We start from the raw sequence: 13,676 nt of genomic DNA on the forward strand, positions 1-13,676 counted from the left end.
CACTGGAAAAACCTTAGATTTTACCATAACTTACCCAATTCGCCGCGCTACACGCGCCCGCCCAGCGCCTGCAGGTAGTGTGCCTTTTCCTCGCTCGACAGACCGGCCACGCCGAGCTTCGCCACCTTTTCCTGGAGCACGGCGAAAGCCCGCTTCCTCTCGGCTTCCAGCAGCCGGTCGATCGCACCGCTGAACTCGGCATCGATGTCCTCTTCGGCAAACGGTTGCTGCATTAGTTCGGCCGCCGCCTCGCCCAGGACGGCCTCATCCTCGCTGCCGCGCAAACGCTCCAGCAGCGCGGCATACGCCGGGATTGGATCGCCGCACTCCAGCACCGTCGAGCACAGTCTCGCGATCGCGCGCGCCTCCTCCGAATTGGCGGGCAGCGCCTCCACCGGCACGCGCCGGACCAGTTCGGGCTTCTGCAGCAGGAGGCGCAGCAGCGGGCGCAGCAGCGAGGGCGCCGGACGCGACGCTCTAGCCGGCGCCGGGCGCGCCACGGGCTTCAGATCGCACAAGCGTTCCACCTCGACCTGCGAGAAGCCGCTGGCCTCGGCCAGCCTCTTGACCAACTGTAGCCGCAATAACGGTGTTTGCAAGCGGCCGAGCAGAGGCTTGGCCTCCGCCACCAGCCGGGCCCGCCCTTCGGCGCTGGTCATGTCGCAATGCGCGGCCAGCTCTTTCAGCAGGAACTCGGAAAGCGGCATGGCCTGCGCGACCAGCCGGTCGAAGGCCGCCGCCCCGTGCGCGCGCACGAAGCTGTCCGGGTCGTCGGCTTCCGGCAGGAAGACGAAGCCGATGGTCTTCTGTTCGGGCAAGGCTTCGAGGCTGTTTTCCAGCGCCCGCCAGCCGGCCTTGCGCCCCGCGGCGTCGCCGTCGAAACAGAAAACGAGGCGGTCCACCTGGCGCAGCAGTTTCTGCACGTGGGTCGCGGTCGTCGCCGTGCCCAGCGTCGCCACCGCGTTGCCGATGCCGTGCTGCGCCAGGGCGACGACGTCCATGTAGCCCTCCACGACGATCGCCGTATTCTTCTCGCGCAGGGACTGGCGTGCCTGCGGCAGGCCGAAGACCTCGCGCCCTTTCTCGAACAGCGGCGTTTCCGGCGAGTTGAGGTACTTGGGCTCGCCTTCGCCGAGCACGCGGCCGCCGAAGGCGATGATTTCGCCCTTGGGGTTCATGATCGGGAACATCACCCGGTCGCGGAAGCGGTCGTAGAGCCGCCCCTGGTCGCTGCGCAGCACCAGACCGGCCTGCTGCAGGCCGGCGACAGAGTAGTCCTCGAAGGCCGAGGCCAGATTCTGCCAGCCTTCCGGCGCATAGCCGATGCCGAACTTCTGCGCGATCTCACCGCTGACGCCCCGCCGCTTGAGGTAGGCGATCGCCTTCTCGGAGCGCTTCAACTGCTCGTAATAGTACTTGGCGGCGCGCGCCATGATCTCGGTCAGCGCCTGCACCCTCGGCCCGTCGTGCGGCCTGGCGTCGTCCTCCGGCACCTGCATGCCGGCCCGCGCCGCCAGTTCCTTGACCGCCTCGACGAACCCCTGTCCGGAATACTCCATGAGGAAGCCGATCGCCGTGCCGTGCGCTCCGCAGCCGAAGCAATGGTAGAACTGCTTGGTCGGACTGACCGTGAACGACGGCGTCTTCTCGTTGTGGAACGGACAGCATGCGGCGTAGTTGGCGCCCGCCTTGCGCAAGGGAACGTACGCATCGATCAGATCGACGATGTCGATCCGATGCAGCAATTCCTGGATGAAGGACTCCGGAATCACTTCTGGGACGGGAAATGGAACGCGCGCATCAACCCGTGGAAGTCATTCCACATTTCGGCGCCGCCTGGTCAGCGCGCCAGCGCGGCTTTGACCCGCTTCGACACGTCGGTCATGTCGGCCCGCCCCGCCAGGCGCGGCTTGAGCACGGCCATGACCTTGCCCATATCGCCCGGCGCGGCGGCGCCGGTTTCGGCCACGGCGGCGGCCACCGCCGCGTCGATCTCGTCGCTGGAAAGCCCGGCGGGCATGTAGGTCTGCAGCAGATCCACCTCGAACTTCTCGGCGTCGACCAGATCCTGGCGGCCGGCGGCCTGGTACTGGGCGATCGAATCGCGGCGCTGCTTGAGCATCTTGTCGATGACGGAAACCACCGCCGCATCGTCGAGCTGGATGCGTTCGTCCACTTCCTTCTGCTTGATCGCCGCCAGCAGCAGGCGGATGGCCGCCAGCCGCGCCGTTTCCCTGGCCCGCATGGCGGCCTTCATGTCTTCGTTGATGCGTTCTTTCAGGTTCATCTCGAGACTCCTTGCTAAAACCGCCCGCCGCCCGCAATGGCGGACGGCGGCGGATCGATTCCTACAAACGCGAAAAGCCGCCCATCTTCGGACAGGCGGCTAATCGGCGATCAGGAATCCGGAATCAGTACAGCTTGGGCGGCAGGGTCTGGCTGCGCATACGCTTGTGATGGCGCTTGACCGCAGCGGCCAGCTTGCGCTTGCGTTCGGCGGTGGGCTTCTCGTAGAACTCGCGGGCGCGCAACTCTGTCAGCAGACCGGTCTTCTCGACCGTACGCTTGAAACGGCGAATGGCCACCTCGAACGGCTCGTTTTCCTTAACGCGAATGGCAGGCATTAACTCTATCCTAGGTTCAAGATTCGACGGACAACAAAATGAGCCAAGTATTATAAAGGAACCCGCCGTAAAAAACCAAGAGAGATTCCTGCTTTTTTTGAAACCCCCAGCCGTCGGGTAGAATGCCGGCCATGCTCATCCTCGGCATCGAATCCTCCTGCGACGAAACCGGCGTCGCGCTGTACGATACGGCAGGGGGCGGCCGCCTCCTGACCCATGCCCTGCATTCCCAGATCGCCATGCACCGGGAGTATGGCGGGGTCGTTCCGGAACTCGCTTCGCGCGATCACATCCGGCGTACCGTGCCGCTGCTGCGCACGGTGCTGGACGCCGCTGGGCGCACGCTGCGGGACATCGACGCGGTGGCCTATACGCAGGGTCCCGGCCTGGCCGGCGCGCTGCTGGTCGGCGCGGCGTTCGCCGAAGGGCTGGCGGCGGCGCTGGACGTACCCACGATCCCGCTCCATCACCTGGAAGGGCACCTGCTGTCGCCCCTCCTGTCCCGCCGGCCGCCGACGTTTCCCTTCATCGCCCTGCTCGTTTCCGGCGGCCACAGCCAGCTGATGCGGGTCAACGGCGTCGGCCGCTACCAGCTGCTCGGCGAAACCCTCGACGATGCAGCCGGCGAGGCCTTCGACAAGACCGCCAAGCTGCTCGGACTGCCCTACCCCGGTGGCCCGGCGCTGGCGGCGCTGGCCGAACGCGGCCGGCCGGACGTCTGCCAGTTCCCGCGCCCGATGCTCAATTCGGGCGACCTCGATTTCAGCTTCAGCGGCCTCAAGACCGCCGTGCTGACCCATGTGCGCGCAATCGGCACGCCCGACGAGCAGCAGCGCGCGGACATCGCGCGCGGCTTCCAGGACGCCATCGTCAACGTGCTGGTCAAGAAGTCCATGCGCGCGCTCAGGCACGGCGGCCTCAAACAGCTCGTCGTGGCCGGCGGCGTCGGCGCCAACCGGGAATTGCGGCGCCGCCTGGACGAACGCGCCGGCAAGGCGCACGTAGCGGTCTTCTATCCGGAATTCGAGTTCTGTACCGACAATGGCGCCATGATCGCGCTGGCCGGCGCGCTGCGCTGCCAGGCCGGCCTTTCGCTCAAGCCGGCGGGCGCGTTCGCGGTGCGGCCGCGCTGGCCGCTGAACGAACTGACCGGCTGATCAGGCTTTCTTGCCGGCGCCGATCTTCGGTTCGGTCCCGGCCATCAGACGCTGCAGGTTGGCCCAATGCTTGACGATCAGGGCGAGCGCGATGATGCCCACGACCATCGCCGGAATGCCGCCGCCCCAGAGCATGATGGCGACCACGGGCGCGGCGGCGGCGGCCACCAGCGCGGCCAGCGAAGAGTAGCGCAAGGTGAAGGCGACGGCCAGCCAGATGCCCAGCGTGATCAGGCCGAGCAACGGGTCGAGGGCGAGCAGCACGCCGGCAGCCGTGGCCACGCCCTTGCCGCCCTTGAACTTCAGGAATACCGGATAGAGATGGCCGAAAAACACCGCCAGCGCCACGGCGCCGACCAATCCCTGCGCAAACCCGAATTTCGGCCCGTAGGTCTGCGCCAGGAAGACGGCCAGCCAGCCCTTGGCCATATCGCCGAGCAGCGTGCAGACCGCGGCGGCCTTGTTGCCGCTGCGCAATACGTTAGTGGCGCCGGGATTCTTCGAGCCGTAGCTGCGCGGGTCGGCCAACCCGAACAGCCGGCTGCACACCACCGCGAAAGGCACCGACCCCAGCAGGTAGGCGGCGAGGACAGCGAATGCGACGATCAGAAATTCGGACATAGGGCTTCCCCAAATCGGACACGGCGGCTGAGGTAGAATGCGCGCTCATCCGGTGCGACCCTCCCGGCACCGAGCCGCGATTCTACACCGACCCGCCCGGCGTAAAAATGGACATCATCTTTATCGACGAACTGCGCATCGCCACCCTGATCGGCATCTACCCGCGCGAACAGACCGTGCCGCAGACGCTGGAGATTTCGCTGCAGATCGGCACCTCCACGGCGCATGCGGGCAGCAGCGACGACATTCGCGACACCATCGATTACGCGGCGGTGGTCGAACGCCTGCGCGCCGACTTGGAACAGCGCCACTTCCACCTGCTGGAGAAGCTGGCCGAGCACGTCGCCGGGGTGGTGCTCGACGACTTCGGCGCCGCCTGGGTGCGCGTCTCGGTCGCCAAGCCCGGCGTCATGCGCGGCGTGCGCCGTGCCGGCGTCGTCATCGAGCGCGGCCGCCCGGCGCAGACTACTTGAGCGCGACGTCCACCACCTTCGGCGCCAGGGCGCGCATCAGGTCGTGCGGATGCACGCCGACCAGGAAACCGCGCCGGCCGCCATTGATGTAGATCAGCGGCAGATCGAGAATCGTCTTCTCGATATAGACCGGCATTTTCTTCTTCGTGCCGAACGGGCTGGTGCCGCCGACCAGGAAGCCGCTGTGCCGGTTGGCGACTTCGGGCTTGCAGGGCTCCACCCGCTTGCAGCCGATCTGCCGCGCCAGTTCCTTGGTCAACACCTTGCAGTCGCCGTGCATGAGCACGATCAGCGGTTTGGCCGACTCGTCCTCCATGATCAGCGTCTTGATCACCGCGTGCTCGTCGACGTTCAGTTCGCGCGAGGAAACCCGCGTCCCGCCATGCTCCTCATACGGGTAAAGATGGCTGGAATAGGCGATTCCATGTTGGTGCAGGAACCGGGTCGCCGGGGTTTCGGGAGAGTTTTCGGATTTCATGATGTTTTCGGGACAAATCGCTCGCCACCGAAAGCATAGCAGGATACGCCCCGGCTCAGCCGCGCGGATGATGCTGCGCATGCAGCGTCTTCAGGCGCTCCCGGGCGACGTGGGTGTAGATCTGCGTCGTCGAGATGTCCGAATGCCCGAGCAGCAGCTGCACCACGCGCAGGTCGGCGCCGTGATTGAGCAGGTGCGTGGCGAACGCATGACGCAAAACGTGCGGCGACAGCCTTGCCGGCGCGATCCCGGCTGCCTCGGCATGGTGCTTCGCCAGCTTCCAGAACGCCTGGCGCGTCATGCCGTCGCCGCGCCCGGTCACGAACAGCGCGTCGCTCCGGTGGGCGCCAAGCAGCTCTGGCCGCGCCTCGTCGAGATACCGGCGCAGCCAGTGAACGGCCTGTTCGCCGAGAGGCACCAGGCGCTCCTTGCTGCCCTTGCCGAGCACCCGCACGACGCCCATGTCGAAGCTGATCTCGTACAGCTTGAGGCCGACCAGCTCGGAGACGCGCAGGCCCGTCGCATACAGCGTCTCCAGCATGGCGCGGTCGCGCAGTCCGCGCGGCGCGTCGACGGACGGGGCCACCAGCAACGCCTCGACGTCCCGTTCCGACAGCACCTTGGGCAGGCGCGCCGGCTTGACCGGCATGGCGAGCTTCAAGGTCGGGTCGCGGCCGATCCGGCCGCGCGCCAGCAGGTAGCGGTAGAAGCGCCGCAGGGTCGAGATATAGCGCGCCTGCGACGACGCCCGCCGCGTGCGCGAGAGCATGGCTACGAAATCAGTCAGCGCGGGATCGTCCACCTCGCATAGCGGCGGCTGCCGGCGTTCCGCCAGCCAGCGCGCCAGATGCGTCAGGTCGCTGCGGTAACTGGACAGCGACGCCTTGGCTAGGCCATCCTCCAGCCACAGCGCGTCGCAAAAGGCGTCGATCTCGGCGAGATCGGCGGGATTCGCCTCAACGGCTGCGCTCATGCGCCAACAGCCAGCGCTTCACGTCCAGGAAGAAGTCGCCGCCCTGCCGGGCGAACCCGCCGAGGCCGCCGCCGGCCGCGATCACGCGGTGGCACGGTACGACCACCGGATACGGATTGGCGCCGCAGGCTTGCCCCACGGCGCGCGGCGCGCTCTTGATGGCCTTCGCCACATCGCCGTAGGAGCGCGTCTGGTGGCTCGGAATCTGCGCGATCTGCTCCCAGACGCGGCGCTGGAAGCGCGTGCCGGCCGGTTGCAGGGGCAGGCAAAAGGCAAAGTCGGCGTCGGCCAGGTACGCGCGTAGCTGGCGCACCGCCTCGGCGGCCAGCGCGTTCGTCGGCGCCTGTTCGGCGCGCGGCGGCAGGAATTCGAGCGCCAGGATCTCGGCCTCGTCGCAGCGCACGCCGAGGCAGAACGTCGGCGCGGCGACGACGGCCTGGAACGGCTTTTCCATGGGCGCGCTCATCCCCTGACCTGCCCCGTGCCGAGCACCACCCATTTCTGGCTGGTCAGCCCTTCCAGCCCGACCGGACCGCGCGCATGGATCTTGTCGGTGGAAATGCCGATCTCCGCCCCCAGCCCGTATTCGAAGCCGTCGGCAAAGCGCGTCGAGGCATTGACCATGACCGACGCCGAATCGACCTCGCGCAGGAAGCGCAAGGCCCGGGTGTAGTTTTCGGTGACGATGGTGTCGGTATGGTGCGAGCCGTAGCGGTTGATGTGCGCGATCGCTTCGTCGATCCCCTCCACCACCTTGACCGAGATGACCGGCGCGAGAAACTCGCTGGCGTAGTCTTCCTCGCTCGCCGGCAGCGCCTCTTCGACCAGCGCCCGCGTCTCGGCGCAGCCGCGGATTTCCACGCCCTTGGCGCGCAGCATCGCCGCCACCGGCGGCAGCAGATCCGCCGCGCGCGCGCGCGCCACCAGCAGCGATTCGGCCGTGTTGCAGGTGCCGTAACGCTGCGTCTTGGCGTTTTCGACGATGCGCACGGACATTGCCGCCTCGGCGTCGTCGTCGAGGTACACGTGGCAGTTGCCGTCGAGGTGCTGGATCATCGGCACCCGCGCCTCGGCGAGCAGGCGCGCGATGAGCCCCTTGCCGCCGCGCGGCACGATCACGTCGACATGCTCGCGCATGGTGATCAGGCAGCCGACCGCCGCGCGGTCGGTGGTATCCACGACCTGCACGGCGTGCCGCGGCAGCCCCGCCGCCGCTAGGCCCTCATGCACCAGCGCGGCGATCGCGCGGTTGCTGCGGATGGCCTCCGAGCCGCCGCGCAGGATGGCCGCGTTGCCCGATTTCAGGCACAGCGCCGCCGCGTCGGCGGTGACGCCCGGCCGCGCCTCGTAGATGATGCCGACGACGCCCAGCGGCACCCGCATCCGGCCGACCTGGATGCCGCTCGGCCGGAACTTCAGATCGGTAATCTCGCCGACCGGGTCGGGCAAGCCCGCCACCTGCTCGATGCCCGCGGCCATGGTGGCGACGCTTTTCGCGGTCAGCGTCAGGCGGTCGATCATCGCCGGCACCATGCCGGCGGCGCGCGCAGAGGCAATATCTTCCCGATTCGCCTCAAGAAGTGCGCTAGAATCGCGTGCTATGGCTCCGGCCAAGGCACTCAGCGCCGCGTTCTTGGCATTGGCGTCGGCGCGGGCGATATGGCGGGAGGCCTCCCTCGCCTGCGAGCCGACGGTCATCATGTACTGCTGGATATCCATGGCCATCCGGTTCGTTCGTCAGGTAAAGACTTCATTATAGCCAGCGCAGGTTTCTTGAATTGAACCATTGAATAAAAACGCACTCCTATGCTCACAGTTACTTCATTAGCATCCGATATGGGCAAAAAGCTGATTCTTCCCGCCGAAGTCAAAATCTGCGCGACGTGCAGTTTCTGGGACGGGGAAAGAAAGATCGATCCTGAGTTGGCCGTCGTCGTCGTCGAGGAGGGCTGCAAGGGCGAATGCCTGGTACAAAGCAAATGCTGCCAGGCGCTGAACGACGAATTCGAATGGCGCGACGACTGTCTGTGGGAACACCTCGCGCCGGATGCGCCGGAAAACGACAAGAAGAACAACCCGGACTGACCCCGGCCCCAACCTCACATCCATCGCGGCACGCCGATCGCCGCGGCAGGTCACTCTTCTCCGCAGGAAAACTGACGTCCGGACAGCATCAGGCCGAGACGCAGAAACTCATCCCAGACGTCCCCCGCTCCGATCCCTTTGACCAGCCGGTCGATACGGGCCGCAAACCGCACTGCCGCCCTAGCCTGATCGTTGCCGATCCGCTGCATGGCTTTCTTGAACAGCGCCTGCCGCGCGCCCCACACCCGCGCTTCCTTCAACACCAGATCGACGGGACGGCCTGCGGCCACGCCGGCCTTGGCCTGCGCCAGCGCGCGCACTTCCTCGGTCATCGCCCATAGCACGAGCGGAGGCGCCTCGCCTTCCTGGCGCAGGCCTTCCAGGGTTCGGGCCAGGCGCGTCAGATCGCCCGACAGCAAGGCTTCGCGCAAGCCGTCCAGGTCATAGCGCGCGACGTTCAGCACGGCGTCGCGTATCTGCTCGAACGACAACTTTCCTGGCGGATACAACAGGCCGAGCTTGAGAATTTCCTGGTGCGCCGCGAGCAGGTTGCCCTCGACGCGCTCGGCGATGAAGCGCAGGCCTTCCCTGTCCGCGCCTTGCTGCTGGCGTTGCAGGCGCCCGGCGATCCAGGCCGGCAGGTCCCCGAGATTCGGCGGCGTCAGCTTGATCGTCGCGCCGGCTTCGGTCAGCGTCTTGAGCCAGACGGCCTTTTCCTCGCTCCAGTCGAGTCCCGGCAGCGTCACCAGCAGCAGCGCATCCGGCGACGGGCGCGCGCAATAGTCCTGCAGCGCCGCGCTGCCCTCGCGGCCCGGCTTGCCGGTCGGAATGCGCAGATCGATGAGCTTGCGCCCGCCGAACAGGGACATGTTGCAGGCGGTGCTGCCGAGGTCGTTCCAGTTGAAGCCGGCGATCGCCGTCAATACCTCGCGCTCGGCGAAGCCTTGCCGCCGCGCCGCGGCGCGCACCGCATCGGCGGCTTCGATGACCAGCAGGGGTTCGTCGCCATAGACGGTATAGATGGGCTGCAGAGCCCTTTCGAGATGGGCGGCGAGCTGCTCCCCCCTGAGCTGCATGGTCTTATTCCGTCTCGGCCGGCGGCTTCGGCTTGGCCGTCACCAGGCGGCGCATCAACTGCTGGATGAGGTCGCTTTCCATATCGCGCCACAGCAACTCTTCTTCCTGCGTCTTGGCCAGCGTCGCCGAATCGGCGTAGCTCACGTCGCGGGTCAGTTCGACGTACGCCTGCGGCACCAGATCGCGCCCCTTGGCGTTGACGATCCGATAGGCATAGCGGTAGCGCAGGCGTTTCTCGCGCACGCGTCCGGAACCGGAAAGAGACATGATGATGGAATCGCGCCATTCGCCCGCCGGGATGAACGAGGCCTGCGCATCCTCCGCGGTCTCCGCGACCCGCGTGCCTCCGGAGGCGCGGATTTGCCGCTTGAGCCCGGCGCCGATCACGTTGTCTCCCGCCGCGACGTAGATGCTCTCGTAGGGCAGCGAATACGCCCCGCGCAGCTGGAAGCCGCAGCCCGACAGCGCCAGCACCGCGCAGGCGAAGACGACGTCGCGAACCAACCGGATCATGCGTATTCTCCGCAAACGGCGTTCAAACCACGATGTTGACCAGGCGCCCGGGTACGACGATCACTTTCTTCGGCGCCTTGCCTTCGAGATGTTTCTGCGCGGCGTCGCAGGCAAGCGCCGCCGTCTCGATCGCGCCCTTGTCCGCGCCGGCCGGCACGTGCAGACTGCCGCGCAGCTTGCCGTTGACCTGCAGCACCAGCTCGATCTCATCCTGCACCAGGGCGCCGGCGTCGGCTTGCGGGAACGCCTGTGCGCCCGCTGCCTGGCCCGGACGCAGCTCGGCGTACAGCGCTTCGCAAATGTGCGGCACGATCGGATACAGCAGCAGCGCGACCGCTTCCAGCGCCTCCTGCCGGACCGCGCGGGCCGTTGGCGAATCCTCGCTCAGCTTGGCGTAGGCATTGAGCAGTTCCATTACCGCGGCGATGGCCGTGTTGAACTGCTGCCGGCGACCGTAGTCATCGGCGACCTTGTTGATCGTCTGATGCAGCTGGCGCCGGAACGCTTTCAATTCAGCCGACAGCTCGCCGCCGGCGAAGGCCGACACGGCGCCCGCCGAGACGTGCTCGAAAACGATGCGCCAGACCCGTTTGAGGAAGCGGTACGCGCCTTCCACGCCGGCATCCGACCATTCCAGCGACTGGTCAGGCGGCGACGCGAACATGATGAACAGGCGCGCCGTGTCGGCGCCGTACTGGTCGATCAGCGCCTGTGGGTCGACGCCGTTGTTCTTCGACTTCGACATCTTCTCGATGCCGCCGATGAGCACAGGCTGCCCGTCGGCGCGCAGCGTGGCGGCCACCGGGCGGCCGCGCTCGTCACAGGTCAGCTCGACGTCGGCCGGGTTGATCCAGGTTTTCTTGCTTTCGGCGTCTTCGCGGTAGAAGGTCGGCGCGACGACCATGCCCTGCGTCAGCAGGTTGGCGAACGGCTCGTCGAGTTTCTCGGCATCGAACAGACCGACGTCGCGCATCAGCTTGGTCCAAAAGCGCGAATACAGGAGGTGCAGGATGGCGTGCTCGATGCCGCCGATGTACTGGTCGATGCCGCCCTTGCACCAGTAGGCGACGCGCTCGTTGACCATCGCCTTGTCGTTATCCGGGCAGCAGTAGCGCAGGAAGTACCACGACGACTCGACGAAGGTATCCATCGTGTCGGTTTCGCGCCGCGCCGGCTTGCCGCATTGGGGACAGGTGCACTCGTAGAATTCGGGCATCTTCGCCAGCGGGCTGCCGGCACCGGTGACAGTCACGTTTTCCGGCAGCACGACCGGCAACTGGTCGTCGGGCACCGGCACGTCGCCGCAGCTGTCGCAGTGGATGATCGGGATCGGGCAGCCCCAGTAGCGCTGGCGCGAGATGCCCCAGTCGCGCAGGCGGAACTGGACTTTCTTCCCGCCGAGTTCCAGACCAGCGAGATCGGCGGCGATGGCATCGACCGCGGCCTTGTAACCGAGCCCGGTGTACTTATCCGAATTGACGCAGTAGCCGTCCTTGGTGGCGTACCACTCCTGCCAGGCATCGGTCGAGAACCCGAGTTCCTTGCCGTCTTGCCTGGCGCCCACCGACTGGACGATCGGAATGCCATATTTTTTGGCGAACGCGAAATCGCGTTCGTCGTGCGCCGGCACGGCCATCACCGCGCCGTCGCCGTAGCCCATCAGCACGTAGTTGCCGACCCACACTTCGACCTTTTGGCCGGTCAGCGGATGGGTGACGAAAATGCCGGTCGGCATGCCCTTCTTGTCCATCGTCGCGAGGTCGGCCTCGGCGACGCCGCCCTGCTTGCACTCCTCGATGAACGCGGCGAGCTCGGGATCGCTCTTCGCCGCATGGGTCGCCAACGGATGTTCGGCGGCCACGGCGACGAAGGTGACGCCCATGATCGTGTCGGCGCGGGTGGTGAACACCCAGAGCTTCTCCGCCTTGCCGTCGAGTTCATACGGGAACGCGAAACGCACGCCCTCGCTCTTGCCGATCCAGTTCTTCTGCATCAGTTTGACCTGCTCCGGCCAGCCCGGCAGCCGGTCGAGGTCGGCCAGCAGTTCCTCGGCGTAGGCGGTGATCTTCATGTAGTACATGGGGATCTCGCGCTTCTCGACCAGTGCGCCGGAGCGCCAGCCGCGCCCGTCGATCACCTGCTCGTTGGCCAGCACCGTCTGGTCGACCGGGTCCCAGTTCACCGTGCCGTAGCGCTTATACACCAGCCCCTTCTCGAACAGACGTGTGAACAGCCACTGTTCCCAGCGGTAATACTCGGGCCGGCAGGTCGCCAGTTCCCGCTCCCAATCGAGCGCGAAGCCCAGGCGGTTGAGCTGCCCCTTCATGTAGTCGATGTTGGAGTAGGTCCATTGGGCCGGCGGCACGTTGTTCTGGATCGCCGCGTTCTCCGCCGGCATGCCGAAAGCGTCCCAGCCCATCGGCTGCATGACGTTGAAGCCCCGCATCTTGTGGAAACGGCTCAGCACGTCCCCGATCGTGTAATTGCGTACGTGCCCCATGTGCAGCTTGCCCGACGGGTACGGGAACATCGACAGGCAGTAGTACTTGGGCTTGCTTGCATCCTCGACGGCGCGCGCCGCACCGGTCTTTTTCCAATGCGCCTGGGTGGCAAGTTCGATTTCTTGGGGCTGGTATTTTTCCTGCATGGCTGGAGGGATTGGAAATGAACTGAACGCTGGATTATACGCGGTTCAAGCGTCCAAGGCCGCGCGGGCTTTGGGTTCACTCGTCCTCCAGGCCGGAACTACACAGCACTACGACGCTCGCGCGCCCGTTTCCAAGCATCGGCAACAAAGACCCACATCACACCAACCAGTAGGCCCCCGACTAGTCCCAGCGCGAGCAGAAGAGCCTTTTTCGGCGAGGCCGGCTTGTCAGCAACGAAAACCGACTCGATCGCCCTTACCGGCTGGGTCGCTGGTGCTGCAAGCGCGGTCTCCAAGGCCATGATCATCTGCCTTTGATTGAATGTATCCGCCTCTTTCTCAATCCGCAACGAAGTAACCAGCGCAAGCTGCGTGAAGCGATCATCCTTCACGGAAGCGCTGGACATCAGCTTGGTCAGACTCTCCAGGTCGCGCTCAGCGCTGGCCAGTTTCTCCCGACTGATCGCCAGATCGGTGCGCATCCGTGCGATGGCAGGCTGCGCTAGGTCGGCGTGCACCTTGCCGAGCTGGCTGATGACTGCCTCCGCTTTTTTCTGTGCGGCCTCACGGGTTGGACCGCTGGCGCGCAGATCAATTAACGGCACCTGCTCCGACCCTAAGGTAGCTTTAATGACCTGGAGCGTTAAATCGTGGGCCGATCCGGAATTAGATCGCGTAATATCCGCCGCCCACTGCCGATCACCCAAAGTTTCGGCCACTCGACTCTGAAATGCCGACGTCTTCATTCGCTCAACCGTTTGCATGGGAGTTTCTATCGGTATCCCAGTGACCTTGAGTTGGCCGACTTGGCCACCTTGACCAAGCGGACTGATCTGACCGACCAAGCCAACCTGGACGATAGCGACGGCCTCATACTTTGACGGAATTGAGAAAATCGCACAAAGCGCTACCGCGACACCCAGCGCCGTTATACCCAGCACGATCTTCCAGCCTTCACGCAATCTTTGCAAAAGATCGAACAGGCTGATTTCGTCCTCTTCCACAAACTGCATTTCGTTCATCGACAA

The 13,676-nt window shown here is 65.7% G+C and carries 15 protein-coding genes; 3 read left to right on the forward strand and 12 right to left on the reverse strand.

The window, feature by feature from the left end; genetic code table 11:
* Positions 1–47 precede the first annotated feature (47 nt).
* The 3 genes from dnaG to rpsU all read right to left on the reverse strand — a co-directional run bounded on the left by dnaG (position 48) and on the right by rpsU (position 2,624).
* Positions 48–1,772, reverse strand: coding sequence for a DNA primase (gene dnaG / locus QM701_RS07935; RefSeq protein ID WP_415166539.1), 1,725 nt, complete (start codon positions 1,770–1,772; stop codon positions 48–50).
* 68 nt (positions 1,773–1,840) lie between these two features.
* A complete protein-coding gene (locus QM701_RS07940; RefSeq protein ID WP_415166540.1) occupies positions 1,841–2,287 on the reverse strand; it encodes a GatB/YqeY domain-containing protein in 447 nt (148 codons plus the stop codon).
* A gap of 124 nt (positions 2,288–2,411) precedes the next feature.
* The gene (gene rpsU / locus QM701_RS07945; protein ID WP_012807257.1) at positions 2,412–2,624 is read right to left on the reverse strand and encodes a 30S ribosomal protein S21; all 213 of its coding nucleotides are present in this window, start codon (positions 2,622–2,624) and stop codon (positions 2,412–2,414) included.
* Positions 2,625–2,755: 131 nt separating this feature from the next.
* On the opposite strand from rpsU, the gene tsaD reads away from it, so the two are divergent.
* Positions 2,756–3,781, forward strand: coding sequence for a tRNA (adenosine(37)-N6)-threonylcarbamoyltransferase complex transferase subunit TsaD (gene tsaD / locus QM701_RS07950; protein WP_415166541.1), 1,026 nt, complete (start codon positions 2,756–2,758; stop codon positions 3,779–3,781).
* Here the strand turns inward: tsaD and plsY are convergent, their stop codons facing one another.
* The gene (gene plsY / locus QM701_RS07955; protein ID WP_415166542.1) at positions 3,782–4,402 is read right to left on the reverse strand and encodes a glycerol-3-phosphate 1-O-acyltransferase PlsY; all 621 of its coding nucleotides are present in this window, start codon (positions 4,400–4,402) and stop codon (positions 3,782–3,784) included.
* Positions 4,403–4,509: 107 nt separating this feature from the next.
* Between plsY and QM701_RS07960 the strand changes: the two genes are divergently transcribed.
* Entirely contained in the window at positions 4,510–4,875 is a 366-nt protein-coding gene (locus QM701_RS07960) for a dihydroneopterin aldolase (protein ID WP_415166543.1), read from the forward strand.
* Here the strand turns inward: QM701_RS07960 and ybaK are convergent.
* The 4 genes from ybaK to QM701_RS07980 are packed head-to-tail and all read right to left on the reverse strand — an operon-like array spanning position 4,868 to position 8,045.
* Positions 4,868–5,353 (reverse strand): Cys-tRNA(Pro) deacylase, encoded by a 486-nt coding sequence (ybaK, locus tag QM701_RS07965; RefSeq protein ID WP_415166544.1) that lies wholly within the window; start codon positions 5,351–5,353, stop codon positions 4,868–4,870. The two genes, QM701_RS07960 and ybaK, sit on opposite strands and share 8 nt — an antisense overlap.
* 55 nt (positions 5,354–5,408) lie before the next feature.
* Positions 5,409–6,326, reverse strand: a complete 918-nt coding sequence (gene xerD / locus QM701_RS07970) for a site-specific tyrosine recombinase XerD (RefSeq protein WP_415166545.1) — start codon at positions 6,324–6,326, stop codon at positions 5,409–5,411.
* Positions 6,310–6,780 carry a methylated-DNA--[protein]-cysteine S-methyltransferase gene (locus QM701_RS07975; protein WP_415166546.1) on the reverse strand — a complete coding sequence of 157 codons (471 nt, stop codon included), beginning with the start codon at positions 6,778–6,780 and terminating at the stop codon, positions 6,310–6,312. The genes xerD and QM701_RS07975 overlap by 17 nt, the downstream gene beginning before the upstream one ends.
* Before the next feature lie 8 nt (positions 6,781–6,788).
* On the reverse strand, positions 6,789–8,045 hold the full coding sequence (locus tag QM701_RS07980) for a glutamate-5-semialdehyde dehydrogenase (RefSeq protein ID WP_415166547.1): 1,257 nt from the start codon (positions 8,043–8,045) through the stop codon (positions 6,789–6,791).
* Between the two features lie 117 nt (positions 8,046–8,162).
* On the opposite strand from QM701_RS07980, the gene QM701_RS07985 reads away from it, so the two are divergent.
* A complete protein-coding gene (locus QM701_RS07985) occupies positions 8,163–8,411 on the forward strand; it encodes a hypothetical protein (RefSeq protein ID WP_415166548.1) in 249 nt (82 codons plus the stop codon).
* Positions 8,412–8,461: 50 nt separating this feature from the next.
* Here QM701_RS07985 and holA read toward each other — a convergent pair whose 3' ends face one another.
* From holA to QM701_RS08005, 4 genes are all read right to left on the reverse strand, one after another.
* The gene (gene holA, locus QM701_RS07990) at positions 8,462–9,487 is read right to left on the reverse strand and encodes a DNA polymerase III subunit delta (protein WP_415166549.1); all 1,026 of its coding nucleotides are present in this window, start codon (positions 9,485–9,487) and stop codon (positions 8,462–8,464) included.
* A gap of 4 nt (positions 9,488–9,491) precedes the next feature.
* Positions 9,492–10,001 carry an LPS assembly lipoprotein LptE gene (gene lptE / locus QM701_RS07995; protein ID WP_415166550.1) on the reverse strand — a complete coding sequence of 170 codons (510 nt, stop codon included), beginning with the start codon at positions 9,999–10,001 and terminating at the stop codon, positions 9,492–9,494.
* A 22-nt stretch (positions 10,002–10,023) separates the two neighbouring features.
* A complete protein-coding gene (gene leuS, locus QM701_RS08000) occupies positions 10,024–12,648 on the reverse strand; it encodes a leucine--tRNA ligase (protein ID WP_415166551.1) in 2,625 nt (874 codons plus the stop codon).
* Positions 12,649–12,746: 98 nt separating this feature from the next.
* Entirely contained in the window at positions 12,747–13,670 is a 924-nt protein-coding gene (locus QM701_RS08005) for a Wzz/FepE/Etk N-terminal domain-containing protein (protein WP_415166552.1), read from the reverse strand.
* Positions 13,671–13,676: the final 6 nt, after the last annotated feature.

The organism is Propionivibrio sp. (assembly GCF_047602565.1).
In the GTDB taxonomy this organism is placed as follows: domain Bacteria; phylum Pseudomonadota; class Gammaproteobacteria; order Burkholderiales; family Rhodocyclaceae; genus Propionivibrio.

Excerpts from the sequence above, each read along its gene's own strand:
- QM701_RS07940 (WP_415166540.1), bottom strand. The coding sequence starts at position 2,287 with ATGAACCTGAAAGAACGCATCAACGAAGACATGAAGGCCGCCATGCGG.
- rpsU (WP_012807257.1), bottom strand. The coding sequence starts at position 2,624 with ATGCCTGCCATTCGCGTTAAGGAAAACGAGCCGTTCGAGGTGGCCATT.
- tsaD (WP_415166541.1), top strand. The coding sequence starts at position 2,756 with ATGCTCATCCTCGGCATCGAATCCTCCTGCGACGAAACCGGCGTCGCG.
- plsY (WP_415166542.1), bottom strand. The coding sequence starts at position 4,402 with ATGTCCGAATTTCTGATCGTCGCATTCGCTGTCCTCGCCGCCTACCTG.
- QM701_RS07960 (WP_415166543.1), top strand. The coding sequence starts at position 4,510 with ATGGACATCATCTTTATCGACGAACTGCGCATCGCCACCCTGATCGGC.
- ybaK (WP_415166544.1), bottom strand. The coding sequence starts at position 5,353 with ATGAAATCCGAAAACTCTCCCGAAACCCCGGCGACCCGGTTCCTGCAC.
- xerD (WP_415166545.1), bottom strand. The coding sequence starts at position 6,326 with ATGAGCGCAGCCGTTGAGGCGAATCCCGCCGATCTCGCCGAGATCGAC.
- QM701_RS07975 (WP_415166546.1), bottom strand. The coding sequence starts at position 6,780 with ATGGAAAAGCCGTTCCAGGCCGTCGTCGCCGCGCCGACGTTCTGCCTC.
- QM701_RS07980 (WP_415166547.1), bottom strand. The coding sequence starts at position 8,045 with ATGGATATCCAGCAGTACATGATGACCGTCGGCTCGCAGGCGAGGGAG.
- QM701_RS07985 (WP_415166548.1), top strand. The coding sequence starts at position 8,163 with ATGGGCAAAAAGCTGATTCTTCCCGCCGAAGTCAAAATCTGCGCGACG.
- holA (WP_415166549.1), bottom strand. The coding sequence starts at position 9,487 with ATGCAGCTCAGGGGGGAGCAGCTCGCCGCCCATCTCGAAAGGGCTCTG.
- lptE (WP_415166550.1), bottom strand. The coding sequence starts at position 10,001 with ATGATCCGGTTGGTTCGCGACGTCGTCTTCGCCTGCGCGGTGCTGGCG.
- leuS (WP_415166551.1), bottom strand. The coding sequence starts at position 12,648 with ATGCAGGAAAAATACCAGCCCCAAGAAATCGAACTTGCCACCCAGGCG.
- QM701_RS08005 (WP_415166552.1), bottom strand. The coding sequence starts at position 13,670 with ATGAACGAAATGCAGTTTGTGGAAGAGGACGAAATCAGCCTGTTCGAT.